General features: G+C 69.4%; 13 protein-coding genes and 1 tRNA gene. 10 read left to right on the forward strand and 4 right to left on the reverse strand.

Translation table 11 applies throughout. The annotated features are described in order from the left end of the window. The first annotated feature begins 30 nt into the window (after nt 1-30). Nucleotides 31-1,821: a DUF885 domain-containing protein gene (locus EFJ44_RS12810; RefSeq protein ID WP_125257614.1), complete on the forward strand. Its 1,791-nt coding sequence runs from the start codon at nt 31-33 to the stop codon at nt 1,819-1,821. Here EFJ44_RS12810 and EFJ44_RS12815 read toward each other — a convergent pair. Both EFJ44_RS12815 and msrA read right to left on the reverse strand, forming a co-directional pair. Continuing rightward, nucleotides 1,818-2,159 (reverse strand): MmcQ/YjbR family DNA-binding protein, encoded by a 342-nt coding sequence (locus EFJ44_RS12815; protein ID WP_125257615.1) that lies wholly within the window; start codon nt 2,157-2,159, stop codon nt 1,818-1,820. The genes EFJ44_RS12810 and EFJ44_RS12815 overlap by 4 nt on opposite strands. A 2-nt stretch (nt 2,160-2,161) precedes the next feature. Further along, nucleotides 2,162-2,809: a peptide-methionine (S)-S-oxide reductase MsrA gene (gene msrA / locus EFJ44_RS12820; protein ID WP_125257616.1), complete on the reverse strand. Its 648-nt coding sequence runs from the start codon at nt 2,807-2,809 to the stop codon at nt 2,162-2,164. Between the two features lie 128 nt (nt 2,810-2,937). On the opposite strand from msrA, the gene EFJ44_RS12825 reads away from it, so the two are divergent. Further along, a tRNA-Ser gene (locus EFJ44_RS12825) sits at nt 2,938-3,027 on the forward strand. Nucleotides 3,028-3,249: 222 nt separating this feature from the next. After that, the gene (locus EFJ44_RS12830) at nt 3,250-4,773 is read left to right on the forward strand and encodes a tryptophan halogenase family protein (RefSeq protein WP_125257617.1); all 1,524 of its coding nucleotides are present in this window, start codon (nt 3,250-3,252) and stop codon (nt 4,771-4,773) included. A gap of 100 nt (nt 4,774-4,873) precedes the next feature. On the opposite strand, the gene EFJ44_RS12835 is transcribed toward EFJ44_RS12830, so the two are convergent. After that, nucleotides 4,874-7,582, reverse strand: coding sequence for a TonB-dependent receptor (locus EFJ44_RS12835; protein WP_338142294.1), 2,709 nt, complete (start codon nt 7,580-7,582; stop codon nt 4,874-4,876). A 279-nt stretch (nt 7,583-7,861) separates the two neighbouring features. Between EFJ44_RS12835 and EFJ44_RS12840 the strand changes: the two genes are divergently transcribed. Both EFJ44_RS12840 and EFJ44_RS12845 read left to right on the forward strand, forming a co-directional pair. Continuing rightward, entirely contained in the window at nt 7,862-9,673 is a 1,812-nt protein-coding gene (locus EFJ44_RS12840; protein WP_420897397.1) for an alpha-amylase family glycosyl hydrolase, read from the forward strand. Beyond that, on the forward strand, nt 9,670-11,304 hold the full coding sequence (locus tag EFJ44_RS12845; RefSeq protein WP_241209803.1) for an alpha-amylase family glycosyl hydrolase: 1,635 nt from the start codon (nt 9,670-9,672) through the stop codon (nt 11,302-11,304). Before EFJ44_RS12840 ends, EFJ44_RS12845 begins: the two co-directional genes overlap by 4 nt. A 2-nt stretch (nt 11,305-11,306) precedes the next feature. Here the strand turns inward: EFJ44_RS12845 and EFJ44_RS12850 are convergent, their stop codons facing one another. Then, nucleotides 11,307-12,410, reverse strand: a complete 1,104-nt coding sequence (locus EFJ44_RS12850) for a LacI family DNA-binding transcriptional regulator (protein ID WP_420897398.1) — start codon at nt 12,408-12,410, stop codon at nt 11,307-11,309. 29 nt (nt 12,411-12,439) lie between these two features. Between EFJ44_RS12850 and EFJ44_RS12855 the strand changes: the two genes are divergently transcribed. The 5 genes from EFJ44_RS12855 to EFJ44_RS12875 are packed head-to-tail and all read left to right on the forward strand — an operon-like array spanning nt 12,440 to nt 20,575. After that, complete coding sequence (locus EFJ44_RS12855) at nt 12,440-14,500, forward strand: glycoside hydrolase family 97 protein (protein ID WP_125257621.1); 2,061 nt, start codon at nt 12,440-12,442, stop codon at nt 14,498-14,500. Continuing rightward, a complete protein-coding gene (locus tag EFJ44_RS12860) occupies nt 14,497-16,053 on the forward strand; it encodes an MFS transporter (RefSeq protein WP_241209804.1) in 1,557 nt (518 codons plus the stop codon). Before EFJ44_RS12855 ends, EFJ44_RS12860 begins: the two co-directional genes overlap by 4 nt. Continuing rightward, the gene (locus EFJ44_RS12865) at nt 16,050-16,970 is read left to right on the forward strand and encodes an alpha/beta hydrolase (RefSeq protein WP_125257622.1); all 921 of its coding nucleotides are present in this window, start codon (nt 16,050-16,052) and stop codon (nt 16,968-16,970) included. Before EFJ44_RS12860 ends, EFJ44_RS12865 begins: the two co-directional genes overlap by 4 nt. A gap of 8 nt (nt 16,971-16,978) precedes the next feature. Further along, complete coding sequence (locus EFJ44_RS12870) at nt 16,979-19,348, forward strand: glucan 1,4-alpha-glucosidase (protein WP_125257623.1); 2,370 nt, start codon at nt 16,979-16,981, stop codon at nt 19,346-19,348. 27 nt (nt 19,349-19,375) lie between these two features. Further along, on the forward strand, nt 19,376-20,575 hold the full coding sequence (locus EFJ44_RS12875; protein ID WP_125257624.1) for a cation:proton antiporter: 1,200 nt from the start codon (nt 19,376-19,378) through the stop codon (nt 20,573-20,575). Nucleotides 20,576-20,703 lie beyond the last annotated feature (128 nt).

Here is a 20,703-nt window from a genome sequence, read left to right on the forward strand (position 1 = left end):
GCACCCTCCCCGCCAACGAGGGGGAAAGTCATGCATCGCACCGCCATCACCGCCGGGGCCGCCGCCTTGCTGCTCGCCGCGTGCGCCGCAGACGGCGGCGTCATGGCCCCGACGCAGGCCGCGCGCCCGGCCGCGACGCCGCTGGCGGCCCTCATCGCGGACTATGAGACCTTCCTCCGCCGCCACGATCCGATCACGGCCGGACAGGAGGGTGACGGGGAGGCCCTGACCCGACTGCCCGACAACAGCCGGGAAGGCGAGCTGGCCCGACGACCGGAACTCGTCGCCTTCAAGGCCCGGCTGGACGCCATCGACGCCTCGGCCCTGTCGCTCGACGACCGCATCAACCACGCCTTGCTGGACCGGCTGATCACCCGCGAGATCGAGGGCATCGATCTCGACACCGGCCGCCTCGCCTTCAACTCCGAGGGCGGCGTGGGCCAGTCGTTGGGCTATTTCGCCTCGGTCACCCGCATCGCCACGAAGCAGGACGCCGAGAACTGGCTGGCCCGGATGGCCGGCATTCCCGATCTGTATGCGGCGTCCACCGCCAACGCCCGACGCGGACTGGACACCGGCATGATCCAGCCGCGCTCCGTCGTCGTCAGCGCCGTCTCCCTGGCCGAGACCGACGCGGCGATGACTATCGACCGCGATCCGCTGATGCGGCCGTTGGCCAACCTGCCCGCCTCCATCTCCGAGGCCGATCAGGCCGATCTCCGCGCCCGGGCGCGGACCATCATCGTCGACCGGATCATGCCCGTGCGCCGGGCGTGGCTCGACTTCCTGAAAACGGACTACCTGCCCCGCGCGCCCGAGGCCCCCGGTCTGGGCCTCAAGCCCGGCGGGCGCGACATGTACGCCTGGCTGGTGCGCGGCTACACGACCACGGAGATGACGCCGGATCAGGTCCACGAGCTGGGCCTGCAGGAGGTCGCCCGCATCCGCGCGCGCATGGACGTGGAGATGCGCGCCGCCGGCTGGACCGGCGACTTCGCCGGCTTCCTGAACTTCCTGCGCACGGATCCCCAGTTCTATGCGACCAGCCGCGAGCAGCTGCTGGAAAAGGCGTCGGAGATGTCCAAGCGCGCCGACGACGGCCTGCCCGCCCTGTTCGGCGTCCTGCCCCGCACCCCTTACGGCGTGCGCCCCGTGCCGCTGGAGATCGAGGCCACCTACACCACCGGCCGCTATTTCCCGGGCTCGCTGAAGGGCGGGGTGGCCGGCGGCTACATCGTCAACACCGGCAAGCTGGATCAACGCCCGCTGTACGAACTTCCGGCCCTGACGCTGCACGAGGCGGTGCCCGGCCACCACCTGCAGATCGCCCTGCAGCAGGAGGCCGAGGCCCAGCCCTATTTCCGGCGCGCCGCCGACGTCACCGCCTTCACCGAAGGCTGGGGCCTGTACGCCGAATTCCTGGGCGAGGAGATGGGCTTCTACCGCACGCCCTATGAGCGCTTCGGCCGCCTGAGCTACGAGATGTGGCGCGCCTGCCGGCTGGTCGCCGACACCGGCATGCACTGGAAGGGCTGGTCGGTCGAACAGGCCCGCGCCTGCTTCCGCGACAACTCGGCCCTGGCCCCGCACAACATCGAGACGGAGCTTCAGCGCTACGTCGGCTGGCCCGGCCAGGCCACGGCCTACAAGGTCGGCGAGATCCGCCTGCGCGACATCCGGGCCCGGGCCGAGGCGGCGCTGGGCGACCGCTTCGACGTGCGCCGCTTCCACGACGCCCTGCTGGTGGACGGGCCCCTGCCGCTGGACCTGCTGGACCTCAGAATGGACGCATGGATGGACGCGGAGCGCGGCCGGAACTAGAGCCCCAACTCCGCCCGCGCCTTCTTCGTCAGCTTCTGCGCGACGATCCCGTGGGCGATCTTCAGGTGTTCGGCCAGCTCGTCGTGGGGCCAGTCGGAGGGGTCCTCCAGGTTCACCCACTTCGCCCGGGCCATGTAGGGCGCCGGCCGCGCCCGGCCGCTCTCGGTCAGCACCTCAAAGGCGATGTCCGACGCCTTGAACGACAATCCGCCCGTGGAGCCGAAAACGGCGAACATCTTGCCGCCGACCCGGTAGGCGTCGTGATCCGGGTCCCAGGGATGATCCACCGTCACCCCGGGCAGCGCCAGGCAGACCCTGCCCACTCCGGCCCGATCCATGCTCAGGCCTCGACCCCGACGCCGATCGGGCAGGTCACGCCCGTGCCTCCGATGCCGCAATAGCCGGCGGGGTTCTTGGCCAGATAGCCCTGGTGGTAGCCCTCGGCGAAGTAGAAGGGTCCGGCCGGCACGATCTCGGTCGTGATCGCGCCCCGGCCCGCCGCCGTCAGCGCCGCCTGATAGGCGTCGCGCGACGCCTCGGCCTCAATCCGCTGGGAGTCGTTCAGGACGTAGATGCCCGAGCGGTACTGAGTGCCCAGATCGTTGCCCTGACGCATGCCCTGGGTCGGGTCGTGGTTTTCCCAGAACGCCTTCAGCAGCTCCCCGTACGAGGTCTTCGCAGGATCGAAGACGACCTGGACGAGCTCGTTGTGCCCGGTCTTGCCGGTGCAGACCTCCTCGTAGGTCGGGTTCGGCGTGTAGCCGGCGCCATAGCCGACCGCCGTCACCCAGACGCCCGGCAGGTTCCAGAACACGCGCTCGACGCCCCAGAAGCAGCCCATGCCGAAGATGGCCGTCTGGAACCCCTCGGGATGCGGCCCCTTCAGCGGGCGGCCGGTGAGGAAGTGAACCTCGTCGGTCTCCAGCGGCGTCGCGCGGCCCGGCAGGGCGGCGTCGGGCGAGGGCATGTTCATCTTCTGGGGCAGCATGGCGGTCTCCTCGAAACTCGTCCGCCCATATGGGAGGTCGCGCGCCGCTTGCCGAGGGGGGCGCCATCGTCTATCTCGCACGCCTTCCCCGCCGGGCCCGACCCGACGGCGTCCGCGCAGGTGGACATGGACAGGTGGCCGAGTGGTTGAAGGCGCACGCCTGGAACGCGTGTATAGGGGCAACTCTATCGAGGGTTCGAATCCCTCTCTGTCCGCCACCGGCTTTTCCCTGTAGTCTTGACCACTTGGGTGGATGATCAGGGTCCCGACGCGTCGGGAGGGTTACGCGGGCGAGCGACCTTGCTCCCGATCGGCTCATTGCAATCGTCGGTCTTTTCGGATCGCCAGGTCGGTGCTCGCCGGCCAATGCGACAGCACCGTCCGACGCATTGAGGCCGACGTGACTTCGGCTAGATTGTCGGGGCATTCCGAGAGAGCCCATGCCCGAGCCCGTTCGTTCCATCCTGATCGTCGGCGGAGGCACCGCGGGGTGGATGGCGGCCGCCGCGCTGGAACGCGCGTGCGGGCCGCACGTGACGGTCTCGCTGCTGGAGTCCGAGGAGATCGGCATCGTCGGAGTCGGCGAGGCGACGGTGCCGCCGATACGGGACTTCAACGCCATGATCGGCCTGGACGACGCGGAGTTCATGCGGGCCACCCAGGCGTCTCTGAAACTGGGCATCGAATTCGTCGACTGGGGGGCCAGAGGGACGCGCTATTTCCACCCGTTCGGCACCTTCGGTCCGGGACCGACCCTCGGCGACTTCCAACAGACCTGGATGACGGCCCATGCACGCGGCTCGGGAGGAGACCTGGAAGCGCATTCGATCTGCGCCGCGGCGGCGAAGCTGGGAAAGGCGGGGGTGCGTGACCCCGACCCGCGTTCGCCGCTCGCCAGCCTGTTCACCGCCTATCATTTCGACGCCGGCCTCTATGCCCGATACCTGCGCAAGGTCTGCGAGGCCCGCGGCGTCGAGCGGGTCGAAGGCCAGGTCGTGGAGGTGGTGCAGCGGTCCGGGGACGGATTCGTCGCCGCTGTCACGCTGAAGGACGGCCGCAGCCTGTCGGCCGATCTGTTCATAGACTGCACGGGGTTCCGGGGCCTGCTGATCGAGGGCGCGCTGAAGGCCGGATACGAGGACTGGTCGCACTGGCTGCCGATGAACCGCGCGTGGGCCGTGCCCTGCGCGCGCGTGGGGCCGGCGACGCCCTACACCACCTCGACGGCGCGCCCGGCAGGCTGGCAGTGGCGCATCGCCCTGCAGCACCGCACCGGCAACGGTTACGTCTACTGCTCCGACTTCGCCTCCGACGACGAGACGCGGGAAACCCTGCTGGCGAATCTGGACGGAGAACCGCTGGCCGAGCCGCGTCAACTGAAGTTCGTCACCGGACGGCGCAAGGCCTACTGGCTCAGAAACGTCGTCAGCCTCGGCCTGTCGTCAGGCTTCATCGAACCGCTGGAGTCGACCAGCATCCATCTGGTCCAGTCGGGGATCACCCGTCTGTTGCAGCACTTCCCGGATCGAGAGTTCAGTCAAACCAACATCGACGCCTACAACCGGCGTCTTGGACGCGAGGTCGAGCTGGTGCGGGACTTCGTCATCCTGCACTACCACGCCACCGCCAGGGACGACGAACCCCTGTGGCGGCACGTGCGCGACATGCCCATTCCCGACAGCCTCGCCGAACGGGTGGAGCCCTTCCGCGACCGCGGCCAGCTGTTTCAGGTCGGAGCGGACGAATACTTCTCGATGGGCAGCTGGCTTGCCGTCATGTGGGGCCAGGGCATCCGGCCGCGCGGACTCAATCCCCTTTACGGATTCCAGGATCCGACGCGCGTCGAGGCTTTCCTGGAGGCCTCCGCCGGTCGCGTCGCCCAGGCCGCGCGAGCCCTGCCGGACCACGAGGACTTCCTGAAAGCGCGCGGAATGTGGGCAGGCGAACCGGCCAACGCCGCCTGAGCGGAACCCGGACAAGAAAAAGCCGGACGCGGAAGGGGCCTTCGCGTCCGGCTTTCAGTCGAGGAGCCCGGAGCCCGGAGGCCCGAACCGCCCCAGGAGATCAGTAGCGGTAGTTCAGGCCGAACAGGAAGGTCCGGCCATAGACCTGATGGTCGATGATCCGACGCTCGTCCCCGTTCTCGTAGGTGTAGAAGGGCTCGTCGGTCAGGTTGTTGACCTGGAACAGGACCGAGAAGCCGTCCAGCGGACCGGACTGGAACTCGTAGCCGATCTGCGCGTCGATGATGCTCTCGGCGCCGACCTGACGGAAGGTCCGGCCGTTGCCGAAGCCGGCGACCTCGCCCAGGAACTCCGAGCGATAGCGGTTCGAGGCACGGGCCTGGAAGCCGTCCTTCTCGTAGTAGATCGTGACGTTGGCCACGGTCTCGGACAGGCCCGGGATCGGGTTGGAGCTGCCAGGACTGGTTTCGATGTTGCTCTCGGTCTGCGAGATCGAGAAGTTGCCGCCGAAGCCTTCAAGCGCCGGGTGGAACATGTCGAACGGCAGGGAGACGGCCGCTTCGATGCCGTAGATTTCGCCGCCCGTCCCATTTTCCGGCGTCGACACCGTGCCCTGGCGATAGACGGCCGTTGTCGGCGAATAGCCCGTGTAATCGAACGGCAGGGTCTGGTTGTAGATGTAGGATTCCAGATCCTTGTAGAACACGGCCACCGAGAAGTAGGCCTGCCGGCCGAAGTACTGCTCGAAGGACAGATCGACCACGTTGGCGATCCACGGACGCAGCTCCGGGTTGCCGCCACCGCCGGTGAACGGCGGGTTGGACGGGTCGAACGGAGCCGGCGAGTCCAGGGTGGAGTTGTAGTTGAAGGTCCGGCTGGCGCGCATCTCGTCCATGCGCGCACGAGCAAGAGTGCGCGCCGCGGCGAAGCGCAGGATGCGGCCTTCCTCCAGTTCGAAGATGAGGTTCGTGCTGGGCAGGATTTCCCAGTACTCGTCTCCGCCCTCGACCGCCTGGGTCGAGGACACGCCGGTGCCGATCTGGCGCGAGGCGAAGCCCTGCGAGTCCTGGTCGGTATGCACGAACTGGACGCCGAAGTTGCCGCGCGTCGGCAGGCCGAACATCGTGGTGTCGACGTCAAACTTGACGAACGGCGTCACCACGCTTTCGGTGACCCGCCAGTTCCCCGCGGCGACGTCGGCGTTCGGGTTGCGGACGAGATTGTAGAACCCGCTGTTGACCAGCCCCAAGGCGTCGTAGCTGATCATCCGCGGAATGCCGAGGTAGTCCAGCGACGTCGGCGCGAGGCGGAACTCGTTCGGCACCACGACCGTCGCGCCGCCCGGAACGCCCAGGAAGAACTGGTCGTTCACGAACTGCTTCTCCCGGTGGGAGACGTGCAGCCCCACCTCGACGCCGTCGACGAAGCCCATCATGTCGACGTCGCCCTTGACCGACGTACGCAGCGACGTCAGCTCGTCGGTGATCGACGGGTTGTTGAGGTAGCCGTCCTGACCGCCGGGGATGATGTCGCCGCCCCAGCCCTGCGGGCTGGTGAGGCGGATCAAGTTGAAGTCCCCGTAGTCCAGCATCGGGTCGAAGCGGGTGATGTCGCCGCCCGTCTCGAAGTCGATGGTGTCGGTGGCGCCCGCCGGGCCGCGGCCGGTGCCGGCATAGGTTTCCAGGATGACGTCGGTGCGGTCGACCGAGGAGAAGCTCAGGTCAGCCGAGAAGGACCAGTCGTCGCTGATCTGCTGCTCGATGTTCCAGCCCAGCGAGAGCAGTTCGCTGTCGCGTGTGTTGACGTCGTTGCGGACGACGCCCTTGACCCCACTGTAGGTGCCGGCGGTCACCAGGCCGTCTTCGACCGTGTACCCGGGCTGCAGCGTCGCGGCCGACCAGAACAGCGGCAGTTCGATGCCGCGCAGGATCTGGGTGTTGTCGAACTGCGAATAGAAGGCGTCGAACGTCATGTGCAGCTGGTCGTTCGGCCGGTACTCGAGCACGCCGATCCAGCCGTCGCGTTCCAACTCGGACGACATCACATAGGGCTTGGAACCGCCGATCACGCGGGGACCGCCGCCCGTCACTTCAGGATAGCCCCAGGCGTTGAAACGTTCGGACTGATAAGGGCTTTCGATGTGGGCGTAGCCCAGCACGATCCCGATGGTGTCGTCGGCGAACTGGTCGATGTACGAGATGCTGAAGCGGTTGCCGCTGTCAGTCGTGCCGGCGTTCAAAGCGCCAATGTCGTTCTGCTCATAGCGGAAGTTGGCGGCCAGAGCGCGGCGCCCGTACTCCAGCGGCCGGACGACGCGAAGGTCGGCCGTGCCGGCCAGCCCCTGACCCGTCAGCGCCGCGTCCGGCGTCTTGTAGACCACGACGCTGCCAAGGAGCTCCGACGGATACTGGTCGAATTCGACGCCGCGGTTGTCGCCGGTGGAGACCTGTTCCCGGCCGTTGAGCAGGGCGGTCGTGAAGTCAGGGCCCAGGCCGCGGATCGAGATGTTCTGGCCGCGGCCGTCCAGCCGCTGCAGCGCCAGTCCGGGCAGGCGGCCCAGCGATTCGGCGATGGAGACGTCGGGAAGCTTGCCGATGTCCTCGGCGGTGACGACCTCGACGATCGACGTCTCTTCCCGCTTGGTCGCGATCGAGTTCTCGATCGAGGCGCGGATGCCGGTGACGATGATCTCGTCGACCTCGGTCTCCGGATCCTGGGTCGACGACTGCGCATGGGCTGCGCCCGCCAGGGCCAGACCTAGCGCCAGGGCGGCGCCGCCGGTCAGCAGGCGTGCGCGACGGGTATGCATGGTTCTCATCTCGATCCTCCCGAGCGGCCGCCCTCTAGCGAAGCGATCCGCGGTTCGCAAATCAATGCAAACGCGTTCGAACATTGCAAGTGATTAATCTGCGCGGCCCCGGGACGCCCTCGCAGGAAGCGCAGATTCCCCGCGATTGTTGTCGGCCCTGACACATTATGGCCACATGGCCGCCGCGCCACTGTCTCGTTGACAGGGGGCTCCTGGACTGCAAAAACTTGCAAACGCACGCTGAGGCAATGCACCCCGGCGGCGGGAGGACGTGTCGGAATGGCGGGATGGCGAACGTGGGCGGGCGCGATGGCGGGCGCGGCTGCGCTGACTCAGGGCGTCGGCGGATTCGCCCGCGCGCAGGTCGTCGACGCGACCGCGGAAATGCGGACCCGTCTGCCGCAGGACGAGGTCATCTATTTCCTGCTGCCGGACCGCTTCGCCAACGGAGATCCGGCCAATGACCGGGGCGGCCTGAACGGCGACCGCCTGACCACCGGGTTCGACCCGGCCCATCCGGACTTCTATCACGGCGGCGACCTTGCCGGGCTGACGGAGCGGCTGGATTACATCCAGGGCCTGGGAGTCACGGCGATCTGGATCGCCCCCGTGTTCCGCAACAAGCCGGTCCAGGGCCCGCCGGGCCGGGAGACGGCCGGCCATCACGGCTACTGGATCCTCGACTTCACCTCGGTGGATCCGCACCTCGGCACGGACGCGGAACTGAGGGCGTTCGTCGACGCGGCCCACGCCCGCGGCATCAAGGTCTATCTGGACATCGTCACCAACCACACCGCCGACGTGATCCAATATCGGGGGTGCACCGGCTGCACCTATCGCGGCACGGCGGACCATCCGTGGACCCGCACGGGAGGTGTGGAGGGCCCGGAGATCAACGCCGGCTTCGATCCCACCCGGCCCGAGACCTTCTCCCTCCTGACGCGGGTCGACTGGGCCTACCAGCCCTACGTCCCCGACGCCGAGCGAGACGCCAAGACGCCCGCCTGGCTGAACGACCTGGGCGTCTATCATAACCGTGGCGACTCGACCTTCCGCGGCGAGAGTTCGCTGCTGGGCGATTTCGCCGGGTTGGACGGGGTGATGACCGAGCATCCGCGGGTGGTCCAGGGCTTCATCGACGTCTACGGCGACTGGATCGACAGGCTGGGCATCGACGGCTTCCGGATCGACACGGCCAAGCACGTGAATCCGGAGTTCTGGCAGGCCTTCGTGCCCGCGATGCGGGCGCGGGCGGCGGCGCGAGGCATTCCGAACTTCCACATCTTCGGGGAGGTCTACGACCACGACCCGGCCGCCCTCGCGCGTCACACGCGCGTGGACGGCCTGCCGTCGGTGCTCGACTTCGCCTTCCAGACCAAGGCGACCGACGTCGCCGCCGGGCGGGCCGGGCCCGACGCCCTGGCCCGCGTCCACGCGGCGGATCCGGTCTATGAGGGCGGGGAGCAGGCCGCGCTGACGCTGCCGACGTTCCTCGGCAATCATGACATGGGGCGGATCGGCTGGTTCCTGGCCAAGGACCGGCCGGACATTTCCGACGAGGAACTGCTGGCACGAACCACCCTGGCCCACGCCCTGATGATGTTCTCGCGCGGCGTGCCGGTGATCTATTACGGCGACGAGCAGGGCTTCATGGGCGAGGGCGACTATGGCCGGTCGCGCCACGACATGTGGGCTTCGGACGTTCCGAGCTATCGCGACGGACGCCGCGTCGGCGGGCTGCACGGGCCCTACGACGCCTCAGCCCCCCTCTACGTCCGCCTGTCGGAGATGGCGCGCATCCGGCGCGAGACGCCGCTGCTGCGTCGTGGACTTCAGGTCACGCGTCACGCCGACGACGTGCCCGGCCTTTACGCCTTCTCGCGTCTCGCCGACGATCTGCCGGGCGAGGTTCTGGTGGTCTTCAACACCGGCACGACGCCCCTTGAGGCCCGGGTCGCCGTCCAGCCGACCTCCGCCGACTGGCGCGCGCTTCACGGCGCCTGCGCCCCGCGGGCCTCGGCGCCCGGCTCCGTCACCGTGCGGCTGGCGCCACTCGACTACATCGTTTGCGTATCCGAGGACCCGCGTTGACCGTCCAGACCCTGACCAAGGCCGCCGCGTCGTCCGCGGACCAACCCGCCGAGTGGTGGCGCGGCGCGGTGATCTATCAGATCTATCCGCGCAGCTTCGCCGACTCGAACGGCGACGGCGTGGGCGATCTGCCCGGAATTCTGGCGCGTCTCGATCACGTCGCCTCGCTGGGCGTCGACGCGGTGTGGCTGTCCCCCTTCTATGCCTCGCCGATGAAGGACTTCGGCTACGACGTGGCCGACTATCGCGCCGTTGATCCGATCTTCGGCGATCTCGACGATTTCGACCGCATCCTGGCCCGGGCGCACGACCTGGGCCTGAAGGTCATCACCGACCTGGTCTTCGCCCACACGTCGGACCGGCACGCGTGGTTCCAGGAGGGCCGCCGCGCCCGCACCGGTCCATACGCCGACTGGTACGTCTGGGCCGACGCCAGGCCGGACGGCAGTCCGCCGTCGAACTGGCAGTCGGTCTTCGGCGGCCCTGCGTGGACCTGGGACGCGCGACGCGGCCAGTACTACATGCACAACTTCCTGCCCGAACAGCCGCAGCTGAACCTGCACCTGCCGGAGGTTCAGGACGCCCTGCTGGACGTGGCGCGGTTCTGGCTGGACCGGGGCGTGGACGGCTTCCGCCTGGACGCCATCAACTTCGCGATGCACGACCCCGCGCTGACGGACAATCCCCCCCTGCCGCCCGGCGGCAAGCGGACGCGGCCGTTCGACTTCCAGGACAAGGTTCACAATCAGTCCCAGCCGGGCATCGTCGACTTTCTGAAGCGCGTGCGCGCCCTCACTGACTCCTATGAGGGCCGGTTCACGGTGGCCGAGGTCGGCGGCGATCATGCGGAGCGCGAGATGCAGGCCTTCACCATGGGCGACGAAAGGCTGAACAGCGCCTATGGCTTCCTCTACCTCTATGCCCCTGCCCTCACAGCCAAACTGGCGCGCGAGGGCGCGGAGATATGGCACGGCCGCGATCGCCAGGGGTGGCCCAGCTGGACCTTCTCCAACCACGACGCGCCGCGCGCCGTGTCGCGCTGGGCCGCCGGCCGCGACCGCAAGGCCTTCGCGGAAATGGCGCTGGTCCTGCTGATGTGCCTGCGCGGCACCGCCATCATCTATCAGGGCGAGGAACTGGGCTTGCCCCAGGCCGAGGTGCCGTTCGACCGGCTGAAGGACCCGGAGGCCATCGCCAACTGGCCCCAGACGCTGGGCCGCGACGGGGCACGGACCCCCCTGCCCTGGCGCGCCGACGCGACGTTCGCGGGATTTTCGACCGTCGAGCCCTGGCTCCCCGTGGACCCGGCCCACGTCGATCTTGCCGTGGACCGACAGGAAGCCGATCCGACCTCGACCCTTCACGCCGCACGGAAGGCGGTGGCCCTGCGCCGCCGGCATCCGGGACTGCGTGCGGGCGACATGACCATGCTGGACATGGCCGGCGACCTGCTCGGCTTCACCCGGGGCACCGGGGCCGAGCGGCGGCTGTGCGTCTTCAATCTGGGCTTCCAGCCGGAGAACTGGTCGGCGCCGGACGGCTGGACGGTGGTCGAGCGCGTCAACACGCCGAAAGACCCGATCAAGGCCCTGCCGCCGCTGGCGGGCGTCATCCTGGCGCCGGTCGGATGACGTCAGCCGCCGCAGCTCTCCCGCACGATCAGGTCCGCGGGCACCCGCTCGGAGCGACCGGCCGTCTCGCCGCCGGCGTCCAGCAGTTTGGACACCATCAGGCGACCGGCCTTCTGGGTATCCTGGGCGATCGTGGTCAGGGCGGGGCGGCTGTAGCGGCTGAACGGGACGTTGTCGAAGCCGATCACCGAGACGTCGTGCGGCACGCGCCGGCCCTCGCGTTCCAGCGCCCGCATGGCGCCCAGCGCGATCTGGTCCGAGGCGCAGACGACGCCGTCGAAGGCCACGCCGCGATGGATCAGCGAATCCAGCGAGGCCTCGGCCGACTCGACCTCGAAGTGGGCGTCGACGACCAGATCCGGATCGAACGGCAGGCCCGCAGCCTCCAGCGCCTCGACGTAGCCGCGCTGGCGTTGCATGGCCTCGGGCGGGTCGAGGTCGCCCAGAAACACGATCCGCTTGCGCCCGAGCCGCGCCAGATGAAGCGTCGCGCGGCGCCCGCCTGCGATGTTGTCGGAGCCGACGCAGCAATAGTCCTGGTCCGGCAGCTGGGCGCCCCAGACGACGAACCGCGCCTCGGTCTGAACCAGCCGGTTGAAGGCGCCGTGCAGGGTGCTCTGCCCCAGAAAGATCACGCCCTCCGCGCGGCTGGTCGTCATCGCGGAGATCAGGTCGTCATAGGAAGTCGGCGAGAAATGGCTGATCAGCAGGTCGCAGTCGCGATCGCGGGCGGCCTCGCTGACGCCGGCCATGAGCTCCAGCATGAAGGGGTCGAACAGGCGTCCGTCGCGACCCTGCGGCCGCGGGACCACCAGCGCCAGCGTGGCTTCCGCCCCGATCGGGCCGGACGGCATGTGGCGGCGGAACGGATAGTCGTGCTCGCGCGCCAGCTTCCAGATCAGCTGCTTGGTCCGGTCGTTGACGGCCGGGCTGTCGTTCAGCGCGCGCGAGGCGGTGGAGATCGACACGCCGGCCAGCTTGGCCAGATCCTCCAGACGGGTGGTCTTGCGGCTCACGCGGATTCTCGTCTCTCGAACGCCCTTGCTGCAAAATTTGCTGCAAAGTTTGTGACCGCCCTCATGCGCCCGGAAACCCGGGGTTGGCAAGAGGGCAAGCTTGACCTTGGGAGCGCCGCATGATCGCCCGCCGTCACCTGCTGGCTATGGCCGGCGCCTCGCTGCTGCCGCTGGGCGGAACCGCCGCCGCGCAGACCGCGCCGCTGGTCGCCAAGGCCGCCTCTCCCGACGGCACGATCGAGGTCCAGATCGCGACCGACGGCGACGGCCGGCCGCTGTATTCGGTGACGCGTCTGGGGGCGCCGGTGATCACGGCGTCCAAGTTGGGCTTCATCCTGACCGACGCTCCCAAGCTGGAGCGCGGCTTCCGCCTCGGCGCGCCGGTGATCCGCTCGTCGGACGAGACGTGGGAGCAGCCTTGGGGCGAGCGTCGCACGATCCGGAACCGCTTCACCGAGATGCGCGTGCCCCTGACCGAGCGTGGGGCGCTGGCCCGGCGCATGGACGTGGTCTTCCGCATCTACGACGACGGGCTGGGCTTCCGTTACGAGTTTCTGGAGCAGGCCGCCCTGCCCGCCCTGAACGTGGGCGTCGAGTTGACGGAGTTCACCCTGGCCGAGCCGGGCGAGGCCTGGTGGATCCCGGCCTGGGAGTGGAACCGCGAGGAATATCTCTATAACCGCACGGCCATCGACGCCGTCGGCGCGGCGCAGACGCCGATGACGGTGCGCGCGGCGTCGGGCCTGCACGTCTCGATCCATGAGGCGGCGTGCGAGGACTATGCCGGCATGAACCTGTCGCGCGCCGAGGGCCGCCGGTTCCGCGCCGCCCTGACCCCCGGCCTGTCGGCCGCCGCGGTCGAGCTGACCGTGCCGTGCGTCACGCCCTGGCGCACGCTCCAGATCACCGACACGGCCGGCGAACTGGTCGAATCCAGCCTGATCCTGAACCTGAACGAGCCGAACGTCCTGGGCGACGTCAGCTGGGTGAAGCCGATGAAGTACGTCGGCATCTGGTGGGACATGCATCTGGACCGGAAGACCTGGGCCAGCGGGCCCAGGCACGGCGCCACCACCGACTACACGATCCGGCACATCGACTTCGCGGCCGAGCACGGCTTCGACGGCGTGCTGGTCGAGGGGTGGAACGTCGGCTGGGACGGCGAGTGGTTCGGCAACGGCTGGGACTACAGCTTCACCCAGGCCTATCCGGACTTCGATCTGGAGCGCGTCGCCGCCCATGCGCGGGCCAAGGGCGTGCAGTTGATCAGCCACCACGAGACCGGCGGCAACGGCCACCACTACGAGCAGCAGATGGAGGCCGCCTTCGCCCAGATGGAGCGGCTGGGCCAGCACGCGGTGAAGACCGGCTACGTCGCCGACGCCGGGGGCGCGCGCGTCACCGGCCCGGACGGCAAGCCGCATCTGGCCTGGCACGAGGGCCAGCCGATGGCCCGGCACCACATGCGGGTCATCAAGGCGGCGGCGAAGCACAAGGTCGCGATCAACGCCCACGAGCCGTTCAAGGACACCGGCCTGCGCCGCAAATACCCGAACATGATCACCCGCGAGGGCGCGCGCGGCATGGAGTTCAGCGCCTGGGGCCAGCCGGGCAATCCGCCTGAGCACGAGGCGAACCTGGTCTTCACCCGCCTGCTGGCCGGGCCGATGGACTACACCCCCGGCATCTTCGGCATGGAGACGCGCAGCCCCGACGGCATCGCCACCACCTGGGCCAAGCAGCTGGCGCTGTACGTCGTGATCTACAGCCCGCTGGTCATGGCCGCGGACCTGCTGGAAAACTATGAGGCCAATCCGGAGCCGTTCCGGTTCATCAAGGACGTGCCGGTCGACTGGGCCGAGACCCGCGTCCTGAACGGGGAGATCGGCGACTACGTCACCATCGCCCGCAAGGACCGCAACTCCGACGTCTGGGCTCTGGGGTCGCTGACGGACGAGAATCCCCGCGTGCTGACGGCGCCCCTGACCTTCCTCGACGCCGGCCGCCGCTATCGCGCGGAGATCTATCGCGACGCGCCCGACGCCCATTGGAAGACCAACCGTGAGGCCATCGTCATCGAAAGCCGCGAGGTCACCTCGGCCGACGTTCTGCCCCTGCGTCTGGCCCCCGGCGGCGGGCAGGCGATCCGCTTCGTGCCGCTGGGAAGGGCGCGTCGATGACCCTGGAAACCGCCGCCGCGCCCCCGATGTCCATCCGGCCGCGCCTGTCGCGGCTGGCCATCTGGAACATGTGCGTCGGCTTCTTCGGCATCCAGATCGGCTTCGGTCTGCAGAACGCCAACACCAGCCGCATCTTCCAGACGCTCGGCGCCGAGGTCGACAACCTCGCCATCCTCTGGATCGCCGCGCCCCTGACCGGCCTGATCGTCCAGCCCATCATCGGCCATTTCAGCGACCGCACCTGGGGCCCGCTGGGCCGGCGCCGGCCCTATTTCCTGTTCGGGGCGATCGCGACCACGATCGCCCTGATCTTCATGCCCAACGCGCCCGTGCTCTGGATGGCGGCGGCGACGCTGTGGATCATGGACGCGGCGATCAACGTGACGATGGAGCCGTTCCGCGCCTTCGTGGGCGACAACCTGCCGGAGGAGCAGCGCACCGCGGGCTATGCGATGCAGAGCTTCTTCATCGGCACGGGCGCGGTCTTCGCCTCCTGCCTGCCGTGGCTGCTGACGCAGATGGGCGTGGCCAACACGGCGCCGGAGGGGATCGTCCCCGACAGCGTCCGCATCAGCTTCTACGTCGGCGCCGCCGCCATGCTGACGGCCGTGCTGTGGACCGTCTTCACGACGAAGGAGTACAGCCCCGAACAGATCGACCGGTTCGAAGCGGCGCGCGAGCCCGCGCCGGCCCCGACCGCGGCGCCCCGCGGCCAGACCGCCTGGGCCGTCGGATGGCTGATCGTCGGCGCGGCGCTGTTCGTCGCCATCCAGATGATTCGCGGCCAGGCCGCCGGCCTGCCCGAGGCCGCCGACGACTGGCGTCTGGCGGTCGGAAAGGAGCTGTACGTGCTGGCCGGCTTCGTCGCCGCCTTCGGCCTGCTGAAGCTGCTGGCCGGCTTCATGGGGCGCGGGGGCCGGTCCAACGGCCTGACCGAGATCCTCGACGACATGGCGGCCATGCCCGCGACCATGCGGGACCTGGCCTGGGTCCAGTTCTTCAGCTGGTTCGCCCTGTTCGCCATGTGGATCTACACGACGGCCGCCGTCACGGCGGTCCACTTCGGCTCCAGCGACACGACCTCGGCCGCCTACAATCAGGGCGCCGACTGGGTGGGGGTGCTGTTCGGCGTCTACAACGGCGTCGCGGCGCTGGCGGCCTTCGCCCTGCCCGTGCTGGCCGGCCGGATCGGCAAGCGCGGCGCCCACGCCGCGGCGCTGACGATCGGAGGGATCGGGCTGATCGGCATCTTTCTGATCCGCGATCCGGAGCTGCTGTGGCTGCCCATGGTCGGCGTCGGCGTCGCCTGGGCCTCGATCGTGTCCCTGCCCTACGCCCTGCTCGCGGGGGCCGTGCCGGGGCGCAAGATGGGCGTCTACATGGGGGTGTTCAACATCTTCATCGTGGTGCCCCAGCTGGTCGCCGCGACCCTGCTGGGCCTGATCCTGAACGCCGCCTTCGACGGGCAGGCGATCTGGGCGCTGGTGGTCGGCGGCGGCAGCTTCCTGATCGCGGCCCTGCTGAGCCTGCGCGTGCGCGAGGCAATCCGATGAACCGCCGCGACCTGCTGGCCGCCGCCCTCGCCGCGCCGGCGCTGACGGCCTTCCGCCCGCCCGTCGCCGGCGGGACGCTGGTCGAGCTGACGCAGATGACCTCCGCGCACGTCGCTCCGCGCGACGTCACCGTCTGGCTGCCGCCGGGATACGAGACCGGAGCGGATCGTCATCCGGTGCTCTACATGCACGACGGCCAGAACCTGTTCGATCCCGCCCGCGCGCCCTTCGGCGAGTGGGGAATGGACGAGCATCTGGTGCGGCTGATCGAGACCGGACAGGTGCGCGCCCCGATCGTCGTCGGCGTGCACAACACGCCCCTGCGCCTGCGCGAATACGTGCCCGCCACGATGATCGCCGCCCTGCCGGGCGAGGTGCGGGCGGACCTGATCGGCCTGTACGGCGGCGAGCCCCTGTCGGACGGCTACCTCGCCTTCCTGACCGGGGAGCTGAAGCCGCTGGTCGACCGGACCTGGCGCACCCTGCCCGGCCGCGACGACACGGCGATCATGGGTTCCAGCATGGGCGGCCTGATCTCGCTCTACGCCATGATGCAGAGGCCCGAGGTGTTCGGCGCCGCCGGCTGCGTCTCCACACACTGGCCCCTGCGCATCGAACGGCTGGACGAAGGGCGGCTGGAGGCGTGGCGCGAGGTCGTCGTCCGGACGTGGAGCCGCGTCGTCCGCGACGGCCTGCCCGATCCGGCGACGCACCGCCTCTACATGGATCGGGGCGACGAGACGCTGGATCAGTTCTACCCCTTCTTCCAGTCGCGCATCGACCAGGTGATCCGCGACGCCGGCTGGGGCCCCGACCGCTTCCGTTCTCTGGTCTTCCCCGGCGCGGCGCACGACGAGCCAAGCTGGAACCGGCGGCTGGACGTGCCCCTGACCTTCCTTCTTCCCCCCGTTTCGTGAGTTCCCCCATGCGTCTGCTCGCCGCCGCCTCCGCCCTGGCCCTGCTGACCGCCGCGCCCGCGCTCGCCCAGGACGTCGGCCCCGCCCCCGGCGCGCCGGGCGACGCGCCGACCTGGGTCAACGCCGCCAAGGTCGGCGCCGGGGCGTCCTACGAGGCCTACGTCGACGGCCAGTACCGCGACGGCGGGCCCACCGGCGAGGTGTCCAAAGTCTGGTTCTCCATCGCCGACGGCGTCCTGACGGAGACCATGTGGGGCCTGATCCACGAGGCCCAGATCAAGCAGATGCGTCTGGCCGTCGTCGTCGGCGACGAGGTGGTGGTCGAGGGCGAGGGCACGGACTTCACCGTCGACTACCTGACCAGGGATGATCAGGGCCGGCCCCTGTCGCCGTCGTACCGCGTGACCACCCGGGATCGGCAGGGCCGGTTCGAGATCGAGAAGCGTCTCTTCACCGATCCCGATGGGCAGGCCCTGGTGGTGCGGGTCGAGGTGCGCGCCCTGACCGCCTCGGTCGTGCCGTTCGTCCTGCTGGAGCCGCACATGGCCAACACGGGCGTGGGCGACGCGGGGCGCGTGACGGTCGACGGCCTGTTCGCTCATGAGGGCGCCAGTCATCTGGCCCTGATCCCCGACGTGCCCTTCACCGCCGCCTCGGTGGGCTTCGTCGGCGCCTCGGACGGCCTGACGGACCTGCAGGACAACGGCCGCATGAATCGCGCCCACCCGACCACGGGCGAGGCGACCGGCAACATCATGCTGACCGGCGCCCTGCCCCGCGTGCGTCGCGGCCAGACGCTGAGGCGCGACTTCGTCATCGGCTTCGGTCCCGACGCCGGCGCGGCCGAGGGCGAGGCGCGCGACGCGCACCGGGCCGGGCTGGATCAGGTCCAGGCCGCCTATGACGGAACGGGCGCGGCCGTCGGGTGGACGGATTATCTCGCCTCTCTGGACCAGCTGCCCCGGCTGGCCGCCCAGTCCGGCGACGGCGGCAAGCTGGCCTGGGCCTCGGCCCTGATGCTGAAGGTGCAGGAGGACCGGACCCACGCCGGCGCCCTGATCGCCTCGCTGTCCAACCCGTGGGGCGACACGGTGGACGCCACCAATCCCTCGACCGGCTACAAGGCGGTGTGGCCGCGCGACTTCTATCAGGTGGCCATGGCCTTCCTGGCGCTGGGCGACGCCGAGACGCCGCTGGCGGCCTTCCGCTATCTGCCCCAGGTGCAGGTCCGCGCCGACACGCCGGGCAACAGCGGCGCGACCGGCTGGTTCCTGCAGAAGACCTGGGTCGACGGCACCATCGAATGGGTCGGGGTCCAGCTGGACCAGACCGCCATGCCGATCATGCTGGGCTGGCGCCTCTGGAAGGACGGCCATCTGAACGACGCCCAGATCGCCGCGGCGTACCGCGACATGCTGAAGCCGGCGGCAGACTTCCTGGTCGACGGCGGCACGGTCGGCATCCTGTGGAACGACCGCACCATCACCCCGCCCTGGACCCAGCAGGAGCGGTGGGAGGAGCAGGAGGGCTTCAGCCCGTCGACGACCGCCGCCGTCATCGCCGGCCTGACGGTCGCGGCCGACATCGCCACCGCGTCCGGCGACCCTGAGTCCGCCGCCCGCTATCTGGCCGCCGCCGACGACTATGCGGCCAAGGTCGAGGCTCGCATGTTCACGACGGACGGCTCACTGGGCGACGGCGACTATTTCCTGCGCCTGTCGCGCAACGAGGACCCCAACGACAAGGGGACGCTGGGCGAGAACAACGGCCAGCCGGGCCTGCCGGAGGACCGCATCATCGACGGCGGCTTCCTGGAGCTGGTGCGCTACGGCGTGCGCCGCGCCGACGCCCCGTCCATCGTCGCGACCCTGCCCGAATACGACGACCAGACCCGCGAGGACCGGCTGCGCGTCCGCTACGACTTCGGCCCTGAGGGCGACCGCACCCCGGGCTACAGGCGGTACGGCAACGACGGCTATGGCGAGCAGGCCGACACCGGCGGCAACTACGGAGTCGGCGGCCAGATGCACGCCGGCCAGCGCGGTCGGGTCTGGCCCTTCTTCACTGGCGAGCGCGGCCACTATGAGCTGGCCGCCGCCGCCCTGGACGGCACGGTCACCGAGGCCGAGCGCGCCGCGATCCGCCAGACTTACGTGCGCGGCATGGAACGGTTCGCCAACGCCGGCCTGCTCCTGCCCGAACAGGTCTGGGACGGCGTCGGCGATCCGACCGCCCACCGCTACGCGCCGGGCGAGGGCACCAACTCGGCGACGCCCCTGGCGTGGACCCATGCGGAATATCTGAAGCTGCTCCGCTCGCTGGCCGACGGCGCCGTCTGGGACCGCTACGCCCCGGTGGCCGAGCGGCACGGACGCTGACGCCATGCAGGTCGGTGGACCCACGCCATGAACGCCACGGAGCTGTTTCTCGTCGCGATGCTGGCGGTGTTCACCGTGCCGTATCTGATCTGGCGGGGGTTGCGGACGGAGCACTGGGCGCCTCTGGTGGTGGTGCAGATCGTGACGGGGATCCTGCTGGGGCCGGGGGTTCTGGGGGCGGCGTTTCCGCAGGCGCATGCGGCGGTGTTCTCGCCGACCGTCATCGCGTCGCTGAACGGCGTGGCCTGGTGGGCGGTGATGATCTTCGTCTTCGTCGCGGGGGTCGAGCTGGACCTGCGGCAGGCGTGGCGCGACCGGGTGGAGACCGGGGTGACGGCGGGGCTGGCGCTGGTCGTGCCCCTGGCCTTCGGGGCGGTGGCGGCCGTGGGCCTGCTGCGCTTTCCCGGCTGGGCCGGTCCGGACGCGGCGGCGTGGCAGGTGGTGCTGGGCGTCGGCATGGCCTGCGGCGTCACCGCCCTGCCCATCCTGATCCTGTTCATGCAGAAGCTGGAGATCCTGCGGCAGCCGCTGGGCCAGCGCATCCTGCGCTACGCCAGCCTCGACGACGTCGCCATCTGGGGGGTGCTGGCGCTGATCCTGCTGGACTGGGAGCGGATCGGCCGTCAGGGCGCGTTTCTGGTCGGCTTCGCCGTCGCCGCGGTGGCGGTGCGGGCCTTGATGAAGCGCATCCCGGAGAAGGACCGCTGGTACGTCGCCCTGATCTGGCTGGCCCTGTGCGGCCTGGCCGGCGACTGGTCGGGACTGCACTTCATGGTCGGCGCCTTCCTGGCCGGGGTCGTGCTGGATCAGGAGTGGTTCGGGCGCGAGAGGATGGACGTCTTCCGCGACCACGTCCTGCTGGCGATCATGCCGGTCTTCTTCCTCAGCACCGGCCTGCGCACCCAGTGGGACATGGGCGGCGCCGCCGTCTTCCTGGCCGCCGGCGTCCTGCTGGCCGCCTCGGTGGCGGGCAAGCTGGCGGGCGTGCATCTGGCCGGACGCCTCCTGAACTGGCCGCGCGGACAGGCCTCGGTGATCGGCTGGCTGCTCCAGACCAAGGCCCTGATCATGATCATCTTCGCCAACGTCCTGCTGGACCGCCAGATCATCACCAACGACGCCTTCACCGCCCTGCTGCTGATGGCGGTGGGATCCACCATGCTCACCGTGCCCGTCGTCGCCCCGATGCTGCGACGGTCGACCGCTTCCCCACAGGAACCCGCATGACCGACATGACCGACACGCCGACCGCTTCGAAGGGGACGGGGCTGGCCTTCGCCTATGTGACCACCCTGTTCTTCGCCTGGGGGTTCGCCACCTCGCTGATCGACCCGCTGATCGCGGCGGTGAAGAAG

Origin of the sequence: Brevundimonas fluminis (assembly GCF_003934285.1) — a bacterium.
Classification (GTDB): Bacteria; Pseudomonadota; Alphaproteobacteria; order Caulobacterales; family Caulobacteraceae; genus Brevundimonas; species Brevundimonas fluminis.

What these genes read in the sequence shown, in the direction of transcription:
- EFJ44_RS12810 (WP_125257614.1), top strand. Translation starts at nt 31, where the DNA reads ATGCATCGCACCGCCATCACCGCCGGGGCCGCCGCCTTGCTGCTCGCC.
- EFJ44_RS12815 (WP_125257615.1), bottom strand. Translation starts at nt 2,159, where the DNA reads ATGGATCGGGCCGGAGTGGGCAGGGTCTGCCTGGCGCTGCCCGGGGTG.
- msrA (WP_125257616.1), bottom strand. Translation starts at nt 2,809, where the DNA reads ATGCTGCCCCAGAAGATGAACATGCCCTCGCCCGACGCCGCCCTGCCG.
- EFJ44_RS12830 (WP_125257617.1), top strand. Translation starts at nt 3,250, where the DNA reads ATGCCCGAGCCCGTTCGTTCCATCCTGATCGTCGGCGGAGGCACCGCG.
- EFJ44_RS12835 (WP_338142294.1), bottom strand. Translation starts at nt 7,582, where the DNA reads ATGCATACCCGTCGCGCACGCCTGCTGACCGGCGGCGCCGCCCTGGCG.
- EFJ44_RS12840 (WP_420897397.1), top strand. Translation starts at nt 7,862, where the DNA reads ATGGCGGGATGGCGAACGTGGGCGGGCGCGATGGCGGGCGCGGCTGCG.
- EFJ44_RS12855 (WP_125257621.1), top strand. Translation starts at nt 12,440, where the DNA reads ATGATCGCCCGCCGTCACCTGCTGGCTATGGCCGGCGCCTCGCTGCTG.
- EFJ44_RS12860 (WP_241209804.1), top strand. Translation starts at nt 14,497, where the DNA reads ATGACCCTGGAAACCGCCGCCGCGCCCCCGATGTCCATCCGGCCGCGC.
- EFJ44_RS12865 (WP_125257622.1), top strand. Translation starts at nt 16,050, where the DNA reads ATGAACCGCCGCGACCTGCTGGCCGCCGCCCTCGCCGCGCCGGCGCTG.
- EFJ44_RS12870 (WP_125257623.1), top strand. Translation starts at nt 16,979, where the DNA reads ATGCGTCTGCTCGCCGCCGCCTCCGCCCTGGCCCTGCTGACCGCCGCG.
- EFJ44_RS12875 (WP_125257624.1), top strand. Translation starts at nt 19,376, where the DNA reads ATGAACGCCACGGAGCTGTTTCTCGTCGCGATGCTGGCGGTGTTCACC.